The 17,281-nt window shown below is 63.0% G+C and carries 8 protein-coding genes; 5 read left to right on the forward strand and 3 right to left on the reverse strand.

Annotation, left to right across the window (positions count from 1 at the left end):
- Positions 1–4 precede the first annotated feature (4 nt).
- From LOY42_RS25190 to LOY42_RS25205, 4 genes are all read left to right on the forward strand, one after another.
- A complete protein-coding gene (locus LOY42_RS25190; protein ID WP_258599624.1) occupies positions 5–4,378 on the forward strand; it encodes an RHS repeat-associated core domain-containing protein in 4,374 nt (1,457 codons plus the stop codon).
- Positions 4,378–5,520 (forward strand): ankyrin repeat domain-containing protein, encoded by a 1,143-nt coding sequence (locus LOY42_RS25195; protein WP_258599625.1) that lies wholly within the window; start codon positions 4,378–4,380, stop codon positions 5,518–5,520. Before LOY42_RS25190 ends, LOY42_RS25195 begins: the two co-directional genes overlap by 1 nt.
- A 155-nt stretch (positions 5,521–5,675) precedes the next feature.
- Entirely contained in the window at positions 5,676–6,551 is an 876-nt protein-coding gene (locus LOY42_RS25200) for a hypothetical protein (protein WP_258599626.1), read from the forward strand.
- 153 nt (positions 6,552–6,704) lie between these two features.
- Entirely contained in the window at positions 6,705–8,375 is a 1,671-nt protein-coding gene (locus LOY42_RS25205; protein ID WP_258599627.1) for an FMN-binding glutamate synthase family protein, read from the forward strand.
- Between the two features lie 30 nt (positions 8,376–8,405).
- Here LOY42_RS25205 and LOY42_RS25210 read toward each other — a convergent pair whose 3' ends face one another.
- Complete coding sequence (locus LOY42_RS25210) at positions 8,406–9,725, reverse strand: OprD family porin (protein ID WP_023630145.1); 1,320 nt, start codon at positions 9,723–9,725, stop codon at positions 8,406–8,408.
- Between the two features lie 610 nt (positions 9,726–10,335).
- Here LOY42_RS25210 and LOY42_RS25215 point away from each other — a divergent pair.
- Entirely contained in the window at positions 10,336–12,426 is a 2,091-nt protein-coding gene (locus LOY42_RS25215; RefSeq protein WP_139667888.1) for a TonB-dependent siderophore receptor, read from the forward strand.
- Positions 12,427–12,903: 477 nt separating this feature from the next.
- On the opposite strand, the gene aguA is transcribed toward LOY42_RS25215, so the two are convergent.
- Together aguA and LOY42_RS25230 are read right to left on the reverse strand one after the other, a co-directional pair.
- Positions 12,904–14,010, reverse strand: a complete 1,107-nt coding sequence (aguA, locus tag LOY42_RS25225) for an agmatine deiminase (RefSeq protein WP_198753745.1) — start codon at positions 14,008–14,010, stop codon at positions 12,904–12,906.
- 204 nt (positions 14,011–14,214) lie between these two features.
- Entirely contained in the window at positions 14,215–17,115 is a 2,901-nt protein-coding gene (locus LOY42_RS25230) for an aminotransferase (protein ID WP_139667884.1), read from the reverse strand.
- Between the last annotated feature and the right edge of the window lie 166 nt (positions 17,116–17,281).

The following is a 17,281-nucleotide window of genomic DNA, read 5'->3' on the forward strand; positions in this document are numbered from 1 at the left end:
CACCATGTCCGACGCTCTCTGGGCCGCCCGCGAAGGCGATGCGCTGCTGCACACCTCGGTGATGGCCGACATCATCGGCGGCGTGCTGGAAGTCGCCGCCAACGTCGCCATCGGCGCCCTGGCCACCGCCGCGGTGGCCGCGGCATTGGGCATTACCGTGGTCACCGGCGGCCTGGGCTGCTTCGTGCTTGGCGCGGTGGTGGGCCTGGTGGTCGGCGTGGTCATGGCCAAGACCGGCGCCGACACCGGGCTCAGTCGATTATGCGAGGGCATCGGCAACGCCCTGTTCCCGCCGACCGTGCAAGCCACCATCGCCAGTGGCTCGCCCAACACCAAGACCAACGGCAAGCGCGCCGCGCGCGCGGCCGGCGTGGTCACCGCGCCCTCGGCCCCGGCCAGTGGCGGGGGCGGGGGCGCGCAGGCCGAGGAACAGGAAGAGACCTTCCTCGACATGGCCAAGGGCTTCTTCTCGCAGATGTGGCGGCCGACCGTCGCCAGCCCCGCGCCCAACACCCAGGAAGCCCCCGACGACAAGGTGCTGTGCACCAAGCACCCGCCGATGCCGCCGCAGTACCTTGCCGAAGGTTCGAGCAAGGTATTGATCAACGGCCACCCGGCCTGCCGCAGCGGCGATCGCAGCACCTGCGAGGCGGTGATCGTCGATGGCGGGCTGGTGTCGGACAACGTGCGCATCGGCGGCGGGCCGATCGTGGTGCGCGAGATCCGCAGCGGCAAGACACCGGGGATCGGCCTGGCGATCACGGCGTTGATGATGTTGCGGGGGCGGGGGGGGAAGTTTTATAGCAAGTTTGGGTGCATGTTGATTGGGGGCGTCACCAACTTGGTGACCAGCCAAGTCACCAGTGCCCTCACTTCGGCCATCGCCGGCTCACCCAACCCGGTGCACGCGCCCACTGGCGCGAAGATCCTCAATGGTGAGGCCGAGTTGGATTTCGAGCTGCCGGCACTGATCCCACTGGACTGGCAGCGCTACTACAACAGCCATGGCGAGCGTGAGGCAGGACTGCTCGGCAGCGGCTGGAGCGTACCTTACGAGGTCCATATCGACGTCATACCCCATCCCGATGGCGGTGAAAGCCTGGTCTTCAACGATGAGCAGGCCCGAGCAATCGACATGGGGCATCTCCCGCTGGGTGATGCGCTTTATAGCACCGGCGAAGGCCTGAGCGTGCGCCGAGCACTCAACGGTGAGGTACTGATCGAAGATCGTGATGGCCGCTATCGTCTATTTGAGCAGGTGCCCGGCAACCCAGCCAGATTGCGCTTGAGCCAGATCGGCGACCGCAACGACAATCGTGTCTACCTGGACTATGACGACCGCGGGCGCCTGCGCGGCCTGCGGGACACCTTCGGCCTGGTCGAGGTGGAACTGCACTACAGCCCGCAATGGCCTCAACGTGTCAGCCATGTGCAACGCCGCTTCGCCGATACCAGCACCGAACAACTGGTCAGTTACAACTACGACGACAGAGGAAACCTCACCGAGGTGCGAGACGCCCAGGGCCAGGTGAAACGACGCTTCGCCTATGACCAGGGCCAGAGAATGATCGAGCACCAACTGCCAACCGGCCTGCGCTGCCATTACGAGTGGGTGCTGACCGAAGATGGCTGGCGTGTGGCTCGGCACTGGACCGACGAAGGTGACGAGTACCTCTTTGAGTACGATGTGGCCGCCGGTGTGACCCGTATCACCGATGGGCTTCAACGCCAGAGCATCCGCATTTGGAACAACCAATACCAGGTTACCGCCTACACTGATGCCCTTGGCCGGACCTGGCGCTTCGACTGGAACGACGAGCGCCAACTGCTGGCCGCCAGCGACCCGGACGGTGGGCTGTGGACGTTCGACTACGACACGTCTGGCAACCTCGCACAGACTATCGACCCTCTTGGTCGCAGTGAGTCGACACATTGGATGGAGCACTGGGCACTACCCCGCGCCTGGACCGACGCCGCCGGCAACTGCTGGCAATACGGCTACGATCAGCGTGGTAATTGTGTCCGGGAAACTGATCCGCTAGGCCTGGCAACCCGTTATCGCCATGACGGACACGGACGCACGGTCGAAATCGTCGACGCCATGGGTAAAGCCAGACAACTGCAATGGAACGACCTGGGCCTGATCAGTGCATTTACCGATTGCTCCGGCTACACCACGCGCCTCGTCTATGACCGCCATGGCTACCTGGCCACGGTGGTCGACGCACAAGGGGAACGCACCGACTATCGCCATGATGCACAGGGACGACTGCTGGAGGTCCGCACGCCAGATGGTCGCAGCGAGCACTACCGGTACGATACCGCCAGCCTGCTGGTGCGACGTGAGGACCCCAGCGGCCATGGCTATGAGTTTCACTACGACGTTTGCGGCCGCCTGCAACGGCAGGTTGATCCCCTGGGGCGGACCGTCGCGTACCGCTACGACACTTATGGTCGTCTGCTCAGACTGGCCAACGAGAACGGCGAAAGCTATCGATTTACCTGGGACTCCGCCGACCGGTTGGTTGAGCAGCGTGATCTAGATGGCAGCGCCCGACGCTACCACTACGACCGCCTCGACTGTCTGCAGCGCCTTGATTACATGCCTGCGCCCCATGGCTTGGGACTGGCACTGGTACCCGGCACGCCGATGGCGCCGATCAGCCACGTCTTCGAGCGCGATGCCGGTGGTCGCCTCCTGGCCAAGGTGACCGACGACGGACGTACCGAGCACCAATACGATGCACTCGACCAACTGCTCATGGTCCGCTTCACCGACAACCAGGGCGATAGCCAACAGCTTGGCTTTGCCTACGATGCCCTGGGTCGACTGATCGAGGAGCACGGTACATCGGGTGTTTTACGCCATCAGTACGATGAACTGGGCAATCGCATCCGCACCCAGTTACCGGACGGCCGCGAGCTGAACCAGCTTTACTACGGCAGTGGCTATCTGCATCAGGTGAATCTCGATGGCAAGGTGATCTGCGACTTCGAGCGTGACCGCCTGCACCGCGAAGTCCTGCGCACCCAGGGCAACCTCGATACCCACAGCGAGTACGACCGATCCGGCCGCTTGCGTTCGCGTCGGAGTCGACCGCGGGGAATGCCCAGGCAGCTGCCAGCCCCCCTGCAGCAGCACTTCGAATACGACCCGACGGACAACCTCACGACTCGCTTACGGCAGAGCCCTGGCGAGCAGCACGCACAGCATCTGCGCCACGATGCCAGTGAACGCATCATCGCCAGCCAGCCAGCCGGTATGCAGCCGGGTGAAACCTTCGCCTATGATGCGGCAGCCAACCTGCTCGATGGCCCACAGGGTGGCTGGGTCCGCCACAATCGCGTGCTGACTTACCAGGACAAGCGTTACCGCTATGACGCTTTTGGCCGGCTCATCGAGAAGCGTAGCGCGCGGCGCGGTGTGCAGCGCTTGCGTTACGATGCCGAGCACCGTCTGATCGAAGTGCGCTCCCAGCACAGCGGACGCGAGCGCGTGGTGCGCATGCAGTACGACCCCCTTGGCAGACGCATCGCCAAGAGCGAATACGATGATACGGGGCAGTGCCTCGGCCTCACCCGGTTCGACTGGGACGGCTACCGCTTGCTCGAAGAGCGTCGCCATGGGCAACGCTGCCTCTACCTGTATGAAGACGACAGCCATGAGCCCCTGGCCCGCGTCGACGGCCTGGGCGAGCACCAGCAGATACATCACTACCACAACGACCTCAATGGCCTGGCGGAGCAACTGAGTGATGAAGCTGGCAACATCGTTTGGCAGGCCCGCTATCAGGTCTGGGGTAATACCGTGCAGGAACTGCGCGAGCCGGCACTCGTCGAGCAACAGAACCTGAGGTTCCAGGGCCAGTACCTTGATAGGGAAACCGGCCTGCACTACAACTTGTTCCGCTTCTACGATCCGGATGTGGGTCGGTTTACCCAGCCGGATCCGATCGGCCTGGCGGGCGGGCTGAACTTGTACCAATACGCCCCGACACCCGCCACCTGGATCGACCCACTAGGGCTGGAAGTCTGCCGGTTGAGTAGCGCAGACAAGAAGAAGATGGGGCGCGCGCCCAAAAACATGAAAAACCCGCACCGGCACCACATCGTTCGGGAAAACGCGCCACGCAACTGGAAACAGCAGAACCGTGACTACATCCTCAATGCGCAGGCGATCATGGCCAAGCACAAAATCGACCTGAACACCGATCTACGCAATTTCACCTGGGCGCGCAATGGCGGCAAAACCCACACTGTCGCGTCGGCCCAGAAAGTCTTCGAGCGTCTGCAGAAAGCCGATGCCAAAGGATTGAAAGCGGTGGAGCGCGAATTAAAACGCATGGGACTGGCCTTCAAACGGGGAACTTTCATCTGATGATCGACTGGCAACAACTCTACGAAAAGCATGAGACCAAGCTCGACCGCCTCTATGACGATGTAGAAGAGGGCAAGCTGGAGCGGCTACGTGCGTTCGCACAGAAATACCCCCAGCTGCTGGTGCTGCCCCGCTATGGCGAGGCCGACGAGGAAGGGCTGCTGCATATGGCCGCCCGGGCCGGACAGACTGCGAACTGTGGCCTGCTCCTGGAGCTGGGCCTGGCGCCTAACCAGCCGTATGTAGACGAGGGCCATGCCAGTGCACTCGAGCTGGCAGCCAGTGAAGGGCACCTTGAAACCTGCGTTTGCCTGCTCGATGCCGGTGCCTGGGTCGATGGCCTGCCACTCAGCGTCTGCCCACCGCTATACGCAGCGGCCCAATCGGGCCACAACGAGGTCGTCGCACTGCTGCTGACACGAGGCGCACAGGTCAATCGCCTGCACCGACGCGCCAATGACAGCGCACTGGACGCTGCGCGTGAATGGGGGCATCAGCGCACGGTCGATCTGCTGCTCGAACACGGCGCACGCAGCATCAACGATGTCGAGGGCGCCGATGCCGAAGGCGCCGGACAGGCCATTGTCACCTTCGTGCACAATACTGCTGGGTGGGTCCTGCCCACCGAGTTCTGCCCCCCCAGTGAAGACCCTCGCAGCACGCTGCATGTCAGCCTGATCGATAGCAAGACTGACTACAAGCTGTTGTTCACCAGCGGCCTGTACCAGGTTGCCCCGATGACCGAGTTGTTCCTCTGCCTGCCAGGTGACTGGGCACTGCCCCAGACCGGATTGCCGGTGCCAGACGCCTGGTGTTTTCCAGTAGAAATGCTGGCACGCCTCGCCGCCAGAACCTTCAAGCACGGCCCTGTGGCCGAGGGCATGCTGTTCAAGCGTGACGATCCACAGTTTGCCGACCTGCACTGGCCTTGCACGGTGGATGCGCTTTTGGCGGTGGACAAGCCTTGGAACAAGCGTGGTGATGGCGAGCGGATTCCCGAAAGTGAGAAGGTCACCCTGCTGACCCTGGCACCGGTGAAGTTCACCGGCAAGGGTGCTCCGACTGCCAAGGCCCTGACCGCACTCATGGAGCGTAAACGCAAGGCGAGCTGGAAGGTCCTGGCGCTGGAGACGCCGACTTGAAGCAGCACTGCTCGCCCACGATAGCAGCAGGTGCCAGCAGTTAGCACGTAACGTCGCGCGTGCCTGGAAGTGACCTGATGGAAACCATCGCATTCAATGGCTTTCCAGCAAGCGTCATCGATAAAGACCAAGGCAAGTAGCTGCGGAGGATGAACATGTATGAGAACACTGCCGAACTACGCAAGGCCCTGAAGGCCCAGAACCCTCTGGAACCACCCAGCGAGAGATTACTTGCAACAGGCCTGGCGACCGGGCGCTGCCATCAAGGACACGACCAGGTTCTTGACTGTTTGTTCACCGAGCAAGCCAAGGCACGTAAGAGCGAGATCGTTGGCAACTTTCTTGTAGGTGTCGAACGTAATGAAGCGAGTCTGCGCGCGGCAATGTCGGCTTTTGCTTGCGCTACACACCTGCCCAAACATCCCTTCACGGTGCACGATCAACTGACTTGCCAGGTTTGCAGCGCGTTCGAGCAGATCGATGTCAACTTCATGCAACTCAACCGGGTTCGTTTTTTCGTCGGAGCCGTATTAGGTGGCGATATCCTGCACATCGCGTTCATGCTGCAAGAGCACAACGCTGCGGCGAAGCTGCGACCGGAAAATTTCGACTTGATGGTCTCTGTCATTGATCTTATCCGTAATGTTCCGGCCCCGACCAAGCCCAAGGAACTGCTCAAGCTGCTGCGCAAACTGCCAGGTATCAAGATGAGCGAAGAAGAAGGCCGGGGTTCCTCGACCTGCTTGGGCACTGCGGCATACTGCAGACGCCAGAGCACCCTGGCCTGCTGTACCGCTATACCAACCTCGGTCTGGCACCACGCAGCGCACGCTCGTCGGACTGGAGTTACCCGATGGACTTCTGGCGCGGTGAGCATGGCCTCAACCAGGACGCCCTGCACTATTGGTTCAGCGACTATCCCGAGTTGCTCAAGGCGTAGGCCATTGGCAGGCAGATCACACAGCAACAGCCACGACCATTGCGGCAAGCAAGGTGATGAAGCCGGCTTCTTCTTCATCCAGTTCACCTGATCGGATACCGCGACCTTGGCTGCCATCGAAACTGGCCGTAGCTACCGCCCCAGGCAATTCCGCGTCGAGTAACAATCTTTTACCGAAACCCCAGGTTTTCCCTGCGCAGCCTTTGCCTATCCTAGGCCGGGTCATCCCGCCTGCGATGGACCCATGAAAGACTCGCTCCCCAGCCGCTATGCCTGCCTGTTCCTGTGTCTGGTCTTTACGATTGCCAGTGCCCCTTTCCTGCTTGCGCACAGCTGGCTCTGGCCCTTCACCGTCATCAGCGCCCTGCTCAGCCTGGTCGGCCTCAACGACCTGCGCCAACGCCACCACGCCGTGCGCCGCAACTATCCGATCCTGGGCAATATCCGCTACCTGATCGAGACCATTCGCCCGGAGATCCGCCAGTACCTGATCGAGGGCGACGACGACAAGCTGCCGTTCTCCCGCGCCCAGCGTTCGCTGGTCTACGCCAGGGCCAAGAACGAGAGTGCCGAGAAAGCCTTCGGCACGCTCAACGATGCCTACAAACCGGGCTTCGAGTTCATCAGCCACTCGATGCTGCCGGTGCCGATGCCCGACCCTGCGTCGTTCCGCATTCGCATCGGCGGCCCGCAGTGCCGCCAACCGTACTCGGCGTCGATCTTCAACATCTCGGCCATGAGCTTCGGCGCCCTCAGCGCCAACGCCATCGCTGCGCTGAACAAGGGCGCGCGCCTGGGCCGCTTCGCCCATGACACCGGTGAGGGCAGCATCAGCCCCTACCACCGCGAACACGGCGGCGACCTGATCTGGGAAATCGGCAGCGGCTATTTCGGCTGCCGCAGCGAAGACGGCCAGTTCGACCCCGAGCGCTTCGCCGAGCAGGCCCGCGCCGCCCAGGTGAAGATGATCGAGATCAAGCTCAGCCAGGGCGCCAAGCCGGGCCATGGCGGGATCCTGCCGGGGCACAAGGTCAGCGCCGAGATCGCCGCCACCCGAGGCGTGCGCGAGGGCGAGGACTGCATCTCGCCGGCCGCCCACAGTGCCTTCGCCACACCGCGGGAGCTGCTGCAGTTCGTCGCCCGGCTGCGCGAGCTGTCCGGCGGCAAGCCGGTGGGCTTCAAGTTCTGCCTGGGCCACCCGTGGGAGTTCATGGGCATCGCCAAGGCCATGCTGGCCACCGGCATCACCCCGGACTTCATCGTCGTCGACGGCAAGGAAGGCGGCACTGGCGCGGCGCCCCGGGAGTTCTCCGACAACATGGGCGTGCCGCTGCGCGAGGGCCTGATGTTCGTGCACAACACCTTGGTGGGGCTGAATCTGCGCGAGCGCATCCGCATCGGCGCGGCGGGCAAGCTGGTCAGCGCCTTTGACATCGCCAGCGTGCTGGCCATCGGCGCTGACTGGGTCAACTCCGCCCGGGGCTTCATGTTCGCCATCGGCTGCATCCAGTCGCAAAGCTGCCACACCAACAAGTGCCCGACCGGGGTGGCGACCCAGGACCCGCTGCGCCAGCGCGCGCTGGTGGTGCCGGAGAAGGCCGAGCGTGTCGCCAGCTTTCACCGCAATACCCTGCACGCCCTGGCCGAGATGCTTGCCGCCGCCGGTCTGGACCATCCTTCTGAACTCAAGCCCAAGCACCTGGCGCGGCGTATCAGCGCCAGCGAGATTGGCCTGTTCTCGCAACTGCACACCTTCCTCAAGCCAGGCGAGCTGCTCAGCGGTGCGATCGACAGCGAGTTCTATGCACGGATGTGGCGGATGGCGCGCAGTGACAGCTTTGCGCCGGAGACGGGGGAGATCGAGGTGGCGCCGGTGACGGCCAGCGTGCTGCGGAAAGAAACAGCCCCGGCATAGGCCGGGGCTGTGGGTGACGCGGGATCAGGATCAGAAGATGCTGATCGGGTACTCGACGAATACGCGGACTTCGTTGCCGTCGTCGTTGTAACCGTTCTGCTGGACAGCATTGTTGGTCCGCAGGAAGGAGCTGCGCAGTTTAACGGACAGGTCCTTGGCCGGGCCTTCCTGAACCACGTAACGGATCTGGTTGAAGATCTCGCGCTCTTTACCTTCACCGAAGCCTTGTGGGGCGCCGACTTTACGGGTGTTGATGTTGTCACCCACGACATAGGCAAACTTGTAGGTCAGCCCCGGAACGCCGAAGGCGCCAAAGTCCAGGCCATAGCCCAGCTGCCAGGAGCGCTCGTCTTCTGCGTTGAAGTCGGACCAGTAGGAGTTGGCCAGGTAGATGGTCGAGCCACCGTCACCCACGCCACCATCGTTCTGGTACCAGCCGTAGTTGTAGCCGGTGCTGCCGGTGCTGCGCTGGTGCGCCAGGGTGAACGAGTGCGGGCCGTAGGCGTAGGTGGCGGCCAGGCTCCAGATGGTGTTGGAGTCGCCGTTGAGCTTGGCGGCACGCACGTACTTGTTGTCGATGTCCGACTTGTAGCCGTTGAAGTCCAGGGTCAGGGACTGGTCGCTGGCAATCGGGAAGACGTAGTTCAGGCCCAGGTAGTGCTTCTTCATCACGTCTTCGTTGTCTGCGGTGTACAGCGACGCGGTGAAGTTGTCGGTGAACTTGTAGCTGCCGCCGAGCACGTTGATCGACTTCAGACCGCCGCCATCACGACGCTCGGCACTCTTGCGCGCTTCCTGGGTGAAGCGGCCGGCGTTGATTTCCAGGCCCTTGATCTCCTTGGAAGTGATCATGGTGCCGGTGAAGCTTTCTGGCAGCAGGCGACCGTCGTCGTATTGCAGAACCGGCAGGGCCGGCATCTGGTCACCGTATTTGAGTACGGTGTTCGAAACACGGAACTTCACCGCAGCGCCACCACGGGCCAGGTTGTGCGGAGCGTTGGTCTTCTCACCATCGAAAGTGGGATCGGAACGCTTGAAGAAGTCGACACCGCCACCCTGGTTACGGCCCTTGCCGCCATCCAGGCGCAGGGCGTACAGACCAAAGGCATCGACACCAACACCGACGGTGCCCTGGGTGAAGCCGGAGGAGAAGTTGGCGATGACGCCCTGGCCCCACTGGGACTGGTCGTTGGTGTGATGCTTCTTGTCACGGTTGATGAAGGCGTTGCGCAGAAGGACGTTGGCGTGGCTGTCCTCGATGAAGCCCTTGCTCTCGGCCTGGTCATTGGCCTGTGCCTGGGTCGCGGCGATCATCGCCAGGGCGACCAGGCTGATCCTGGTTTTCAACATGTTATTTTCCTTATTTCGTATTCAAAAACGCTCTGCATCAGAACGCCAGGAACCAACGCCCCTTCGTAGGTTCGACGCTATGCGGATCCAAGCCGAAGGCCCGCCAATGGTCTGCAACGGGCCTTGCAGCCGCATGGCCAGAGAATGGCCAGCAGGCGTAGAGCCCGAATCCTAGCCCTGCCTGCTTATACATGTCAAAAAAACGTGAAATGCAGGTTGATATAACCAAAAACAAGGTCAGTGCTGGTGCATTTCCATGCATATCTGCCGTGGGTCAGCGCAAATTTGTCTCTTTTGTGGAAAACGCTCGAAATCCATAAAACCGTCATACGGCCATGTTCCCGCAGGCCTTCCGAAAGCCTGTTGGAAAGTGCCCTGCCCTTCCGACTGCGCTGTCACGCGCAGAGCAGCGTTGCACGCACCGCCGCTCCCACAAGCCATTCCGGAAATGCATCCCTATGAATGCCAAGATAATTCCAAATCAACCCAAATGAATAGCAACATCTTGAAACATTTGTAAAGACAACCATTTACAAATGTCGATGCAACAGCAAATAGCAAGCATTACCATTCGCGCCCAATTTCTCACTCCTTCCCTTGGACGCCTTCGATGCCTGCCCCCTGCCGCCTTTCACCCTTGACCCTGGGCCTGTCGCTGCTGTTCAGCGCCGGCCTGGCCAGTGCTGCCACCACGACCCTGCCGGAAACCTCGGTGACCGCCGACAGCACCCGCGAAGAGGACAACCCGCGAGTCAAGGACGTGACCACCGCGACCCGCACCTCGACCCCCGCGCGCTACGTGCCACAGGCCATCGATTCGGTGAAGACCCGCAACGTGCTGGACTACGGCAGCAGCAACCTGGGCAAGGCGCTGGAAGGCATCCCCAACGTCAGCAGCGGCGCCGACACCCGCTTCGACAGCCTGCGTATCCGCGGCTTCGACGCCAGCAACGACTTCTACCTGGACGGTGTGCGCGACGACAGCCAGTACACCCGCGACCTGCACAACATCGAGCGGGTCGAGGTGCTCAAGGGGCCGGCGGCAGTGCTTTATGGCCGTGGCAGCCAAGGCGGCATCGTCAACCGGGTGAGCAAGGCGCCGGAGCACGGCCGCCGCTCGACCATCGAGGCACAAGGTGGCAGCCAGGACCTGCGCAGCCTGTACGCCGACCTCAGCGCCGACCCCAGCGACACCCTCAGCCTGCGCCTGAACCTGGGCAACGAGGACAAGAACAGCTTCCGCGACGGCATCGACGGCAACCACCGCCAGCTGTTCGCGCCGTCGATGAGCTGGCAGATCACCCCCGAGCTGAACTGGCTGGTGCAGTACGAGTACAGCCGCTATGACCGTACCCCCGACCGTGGCATCCCCGGCAACCCGCTCACTGGACGCCCGGCCGACGTCAGCCGCAAGACCACCTACGGCGACACCCAGCGCGACTACATCAACGACCGCGCCGAGTCGCTGCGCTCGCGTCTGAACTACGAGCTGAACGATCAGTGGCAACTGCGCCACACCTTCAGCCTGTTCACCCTGGAGAGCGACTTCGACAACACCTACCTGACCGCCTACCGCCCCGTTGCCGGTCTGGTGGACCGCCAGCGCTGGCAGCAGGACCTGAGCACCCGCAATCTCTACAACACCGTCGAACTCGAAGGTCATGTAGAAACCTTCGGTCTGGAGCACACGCTGCTGGTGGGCCTGGAAATGGGCGAACAGCGCCGCAACTCGCTGCTGAGCCAAGGCGTAGGCGTTCCCTCGGTACCGCTGCAGGGGGCCACGGCCAGCCAGCAGCACAACGGCACGATGCGGGTGTCCAGCAACAACCACACCGACGTCGAGAGCCGAGGGATCTACCTGCAAGACCAGATCCGCCTCAACGACCAGTGGCAGCTGCTGGCCGGCGTGCGCTTCGACCAGTTCGAGGTGGACACCACCAACAAACTGCGCAACATCTCGGAAAAGCAGAAGGACAACAGTTTCAGTCCGCGTATCGGCGTGGTGTACACCCCCTGGCAGGACCACTCCTTCTATGCCTCCTGGAGCAAGACCTACTCTCCGGTCGGTGGTGGCCTGATCGGCATCACCCCTGGCGCGGCCGGCAACGCCAACCAGACCGACCCGGAACAGACCCGGCAGAAGGAAATCGGGGTCAAGAGCGAATGGTTCGACGAGCGCCTGAGCACCACCCTGGCGATCTACGAACTGGAACTGTACAACCGCCGTACCCGCGACCCGATCAACCCGGAACTGATCCAGCTCAGCGGCCTGCAGCGTTCACGCGGCATCGAGCTGACCGCCACCGGCAACGTGGTGGGCAACTGGTACGTGCGCGGCGGCATCGGCCTGCAGGACGCGACCATCGTCAAGGACAACAACGGCCAGCAGGGCAACCGCATCAACGACGTGGCCAAGCGTAACGCCAGCCTGTTCGTGACCTGGAAGCCGGAGCTGGGCTGGTACGCCGAAACCGGCCTGACCCTGGTCGGCGACCGCTACGCCGACAACCAGAACACCGTGATCCTGCCGGGCTACGGCCGTTGGGACGCGCTGGCGGGCTATCGCACCCACGACTGGGATGTACGCGCGGCGTTGAGCAACATCACCGACAAGACCTACTACAGTTCGGCCACCAGCGCGGCGCAGATCCAGGTGGGCGATCCGCGCAGCCTGGTGGTGACCGGGACCTACAGCTTCTGAGTTGTGACAGGTGCGAGCGTCAAGGACAGGCCGCCCAAACGAAAACGCCACCGCAATTGCGGTGGCGTTTTTTTCTGCGGCGGGATCCTTCCCGGTCAATGCCAGACAGCCAGCAGAGCTTCGAGCTCTTCCTCGCTGATCAGGCCTTGGGGGTATCGCCCATCCAGCAGGCGTCGTGGGTCGGTCGTCCTGACCCGATCGTCTCCATGACGTTTCAACCACTGAGCCAGGATTCTGAGCGATTGGTGACTGGCCGCCGTTGAGGGCAAAGCCGACTCACTTGCTGCGTTCATTTCCTCACGTACTCCCTGGGCCGAGTGAGCGGCTAAGTTACTTCAGATGCATTACAGAATGGCGTAGGCCCATTCGTCTGAAGTACGAGGAAAAATCAATACAATTGCTGTGCCATGCCGCCCGACCGACTATCGCGAGCATAAAAAAACCCGCCTTTCGACGGGTTTTTCACTCATTGGCCGATCAACGTTTTACCGGTGCCGGTTGCTGCTGGGTCAGGCAGTGGATGTTGCCACCGCCTAACAGCAGCTCACGCCCCGGGATCATCACCACTTCGTGATCCGGGAAGACCTTGGCCAGGATCGCTCTGGCTTGCGCATCAGCAGGGTCGTCGAAGCTCGGCGCGATGATGCCGCCATTGACGATCAGGAAGTTCACATAGGACCCGGCCAGGCGTACCGAAGGGTCACGCTCTTGGCTGCCCACCACATGATCGACGCCATCGCATTCGGCCTGGGTGGCGTAAAGCGGCCCCGGAATCGGCATCTTGTGCACCACGAACTCGCGCCCTTTGGCGTCGCGGGTGTTTTTCAGCACCTCGTAGGCGGCGTGGCAGCGCGCGTAGTTGGGGTCATTGGAATCATCGGTCCAGGCCAGTAACACTTCGCCTGGGCTGACGTAACAGCAGAAGTTGTCGACGTGGCCATCGGTCTCGTCGTTGTACAGGCCGTCCGGCAGCCAGACGATGGTCTCGACCGCCAGGTGCTCGCGCAGGATCTCCTCGATCTGCGCACGGTTCAGGTGCGGGTTGCGGTTGCGGTTGAGCAGGCATTCTTCGGTGGTGATCAGGGTGCCTTCGCCATCGACGTGGATCGAACCGCCTTCGAGCACGAAGCCTTCGGTGTGGTAGCGCTGCACGCGCTCCATCTCCATGACCTTGGCGGCCAGCTCCTCGTCGCGGTTCCAGGGCGCGTACAAGCCGCCGTCGAAGCCGCCCCAGGCGTTGAAGCCCCAGTCCACGCCGCGTACCTCGCCGTGGTCGTTGATGACGAAGGTCGGGCCGGTGTCACGCACCCAGGCGTCGTCATTGCTGATCTCGACCACGCGGATGTTGGGCAGGTCGAGCTGGCGACGGGCGTTCTCGTACTGGCCGGCGGACACCGCCACGGTGACCGGCTCGAAGCGGGCGATGGCCTTGGCCAGGGTCACGTGCGCGGCCTGCGCCGGCTTGCCGCCCAAGCGCCAGTTGTCCGGGCGCTCCGGCCAGACCATCCACACCTGGGTCTGCGGAGCCCATTCGGCGGGCATGTGGAAACCGTCGGCGCGGGGGGTCGAGTTGAGGGTCTTCATGGGTAACCTCTGCGAAGGCCCGGGGCCAGTGGCGCCAGGTCGGTGATCGAAAAAGATGCAGGCCCGCCAGTATAGGCAGAGTAATGATCCGCCGATATTACAATCGATAAATATCGACTTTAAATAGCTGGTCACAAAATATTTAGGCATAAAAAAGCCTGGCGAACCGATAACAATCGACTTGCCAGGCCTGCATGCCGTGATTCAGAGCCCTTCGCCGAGGACCCGCTCCACGCTGTCGACGAAGTAGTCCACGCTGGCCCGCGTGGTGCACATCGGTGGCTTGATCTTGAGGATATTCAGGTAGTCGCCGGTCGGCTGCATGAAGATCCCCAGGTCACGCAGGCGATCGCACAGGATCATGGTCTCCTCGGTCGCTGGTTCCAGCGTCTGGCGATCGCGCACCAACTCCAGCCCCAGGTAGAACCCGGAACCATGGGCGGCGCCGGCAAGCGGATATTTATCGACCAATGCCTGCAGGCGTGCCTTGAAGTAACGGCCCACGTCACGGGCGTTGTCCCACAATCCTTCGTCACGCATTACGTCCAGCACCGCCATGCCGATGCGGCAACTGACCGGGCTGCCCCCGGCCGAGGAGAAGAAGTAGCCCTCGGCCTCCAGCGCCTCGGCGATCTCACGCCGGGTGATCACCGCGCCCAGCGGCTGGCCGTTGCCCATGCCCTTGGCCATGGTGATGATATCAGGCACCACGCCCTGCTCCTCGAAGCCCCAGAAGTACTCGCCCAGACGCCCGTAACCGACCTGCACCTCGTCGGCGATGCACACCCCGCCGCGCTGGCGCACCTTGGCGTAGGCCTCGCGCAGGTAGCCCGGCGGCAACGAAATGCCCCCGGCGTTTCCGTACACCGGTTCGCAGATCATCCCGGCCAGCTGGCGACCACGAGCGTCGAGGTCGGCCAGCTTGGCATCGACATCGCGCAGGTAGTCGGCGGCGCTATCGGCGCCCCGGTAGCGCCCGCGGAAGGTATTCGGCGCCTCCACCGGATGCACCCAGTCCGGCCGGGTCTCCAGGGCCTGGGGGTTGTCGGCGATGGAGGTGGAGATCGCGTCAGTAGCCACCGACCAGCCGTGGTAGGCCTCCAGCACGCTGAGCAGGTCGCGCCCACCGCTGTAGGCCCAGGCCAGACGGATCGCCAGGTCATTGGCCTCGGTGCCGCTGTTGACCAGGAACACCCGGTCGAAGCCTTCCGGGGCCACTTCCAGCAGGCGTTCGGAGAATTCGGCGATGGCTGCGTAGTGAAAACGCGAGTTGGTGTTGACCAGCGACCACTGGCGCGCCGACTCGGCGGCCATGCGCGGATGGCCATGACCGAGCACCGCGACGTTGTTGAGCATGTCCAGATAGGACCGGCCCTGCATGTCGATCAGGTAGTTGCGCCAACCGCGCTCTATGTGCGGAGGCTGGGCGTAGTAATGCTTCTGCGAGCGGGCGAAGCTGGCATCGCGACGGGCCAGCAGGGCCTGCGCGTCGGCCAGCGGCTCGGCATCGCAGTCGAAGCCGAGCAGGGTGCGCGGTGACGGGCACAGGGCCAGCCAGGCGGCAGCGTGGGACGGCGTGGCGAAGAACGGTGGACGGATATCGGTATCCAGGCACAGTTGCACGCGGAGGAAACCACAGGTCGCGCCGATAGCCTGCCCCTTGAACAACGCCTGGCCATCGGTCGGCGCCTCTTCCAGACCATCGAGCCACAGGTTCCAGTGCGCGGTGCGCAAGCAGCCACGACCATCGCCGATGCATTGCCATACCCCAGCTTCGGGCGCTTGCAACGCGGTGCCGGGCGACAGGTTCAGCTCTACGCCCAGGGCGCAGGTGGCCGGTTCTTCAGGTCGGTCGATGTGGGTTTGCGACAGGCGGTACTGCCCATGCAGGCTACACGCCGGCCCCGGCTGGATAGCGAGCAGACGCTGGTCAAAGCCGGGCTGCTCCCAGTTGCCTGCCTCGCAGTGAGGGCTGAGCACGCCCAGGTCGACGCGGATCACCGACTGGCCGTTGAGTGCCGGCAGCAACACGGCACAATCACCAAGGTCGATGCTGGCCGGCTTTCGCCCGGCCGCCTGGAGAATTGCCGCCTCCATCAAAGCGACGGGCACGGTGCAGGCGGTATCGAAGATCTCCCATTCATGGGCGATGTTGTTGCGGGTGTACTGGTTGTCCGGATCAATGGCCAGTTGCTGTTCGCTGCTGAGCACCAGCACGGCGGCGCGGTTCAGCACCAGCGGCCAGAGGGCACGCAACTCGGCATCCTGCAGGGGATTCACGGCATGGTAGGCGCTGACCGCCGGCAAGATCCGCAGCGGATCGCCCTCGGCGTGATGCAGCAAGGCCGCGCAGGTCACCGACAGATCGGCGATACGCCAGGTACGCACCAGGTCACCAAAGTCGATAACACCTTGTACCTGCCACTGCCGCTCGGCATCCCGGGCCCAGACCACGTTGTCGTCGGTGATGTCCAGGTGCACGGCCTGGATCGGCAGCAGGTCGACCAACGGATGCAGACGTGCGGCTGCCGCCTGGGCGACCTGCTCCACCTGCGCCCGGCGCTGGGCATCCTGCAATACGGGCGACAAATGCTGGATCAGTACCTGGGCGTGGCTCGGATCCCACTGCAAGGTGCGCTTGAGGCCCGGATGGTCGAAGTCGGCCAGGCCCTTGTCGACACGGGCGCAAAGCGCGCCGAGCTCGACCATCACCCGCGCCGGCAGGTGGCCCAGGCGGGTCAGCGGCTGACCGTCAATGAAATCGAGCAGACGGGCCCGCAGCGGCTGGCCGTCGAACTCGAGGTCCAGCAAGTGCTCGCCGGAGTTCGCTGCACGTACTCCCGGCACCGGCACGCCTTGCCCGCGCAGGAACTCCAGTGCTGCATGCTGAGCCTGCAGTTCGGCTACCGCGTAGCTGCCATGGCAGACCTTGAGCACGAAGCGGCCCTGGTCGCTGTCCACGCGAAAATTGAGGTCCTGCTGGCTGCCCAGCACCTGCAACGTGCCCTGCAAGTCGTAGTGCGTTCTCAGCAGGGCATGGGCGTGGGCCTCGTCAAGTGAGGGACTGGGCTGGCTCGAACGCTGGATCAGGGTGCTCAGGGGCATGAACGGGGAACCTCGTTTTTTTGTCGCTAATATCGCCACCACCGCTGCCGATAAGCAAGTGGCGGCCTTGCACAGACGACAGGCCGCCCTGCAACAAGACTTGCAACGGACGACGCCAGCCAACAAGCTAGGCATCTGGCACCACGCTTTCCGCACAGGCATCTGC

The sequence above is a fragment of the Pseudomonas sp. B21-023 genome (assembly GCF_024749165.1).
Taxonomy (GTDB): domain Bacteria; phylum Pseudomonadota; class Gammaproteobacteria; order Pseudomonadales; family Pseudomonadaceae; genus Aquipseudomonas.

Excerpts from the sequence above, each read along its gene's own strand:
- LOY42_RS25205 (WP_258599627.1), top strand. The coding sequence starts at position 6,705 with ATGAAAGACTCGCTCCCCAGCCGCTATGCCTGCCTGTTCCTGTGTCTG.
- LOY42_RS25215 (WP_139667888.1), top strand. The coding sequence starts at position 10,336 with ATGCCTGCCCCCTGCCGCCTTTCACCCTTGACCCTGGGCCTGTCGCTG.
- LOY42_RS25210 (WP_023630145.1), bottom strand. The coding sequence starts at position 9,725 with ATGTTGAAAACCAGGATCAGCCTGGTCGCCCTGGCGATGATCGCCGCG.
- aguA (WP_198753745.1), bottom strand. The coding sequence starts at position 14,010 with ATGAAGACCCTCAACTCGACCCCCCGCGCCGACGGTTTCCACATGCCC.
- LOY42_RS25230 (WP_139667884.1), bottom strand. The coding sequence starts at position 17,115 with ATGCCCCTGAGCACCCTGATCCAGCGTTCGAGCCAGCCCAGTCCCTCA.
- LOY42_RS25190 (WP_258599624.1), top strand. The coding sequence starts at position 5 with ATGTCCGACGCTCTCTGGGCCGCCCGCGAAGGCGATGCGCTGCTGCAC.
- LOY42_RS25195 (WP_258599625.1), top strand. The coding sequence starts at position 4,378 with ATGATCGACTGGCAACAACTCTACGAAAAGCATGAGACCAAGCTCGAC.
- LOY42_RS25200 (WP_258599626.1), top strand. The coding sequence starts at position 5,676 with ATGTATGAGAACACTGCCGAACTACGCAAGGCCCTGAAGGCCCAGAAC.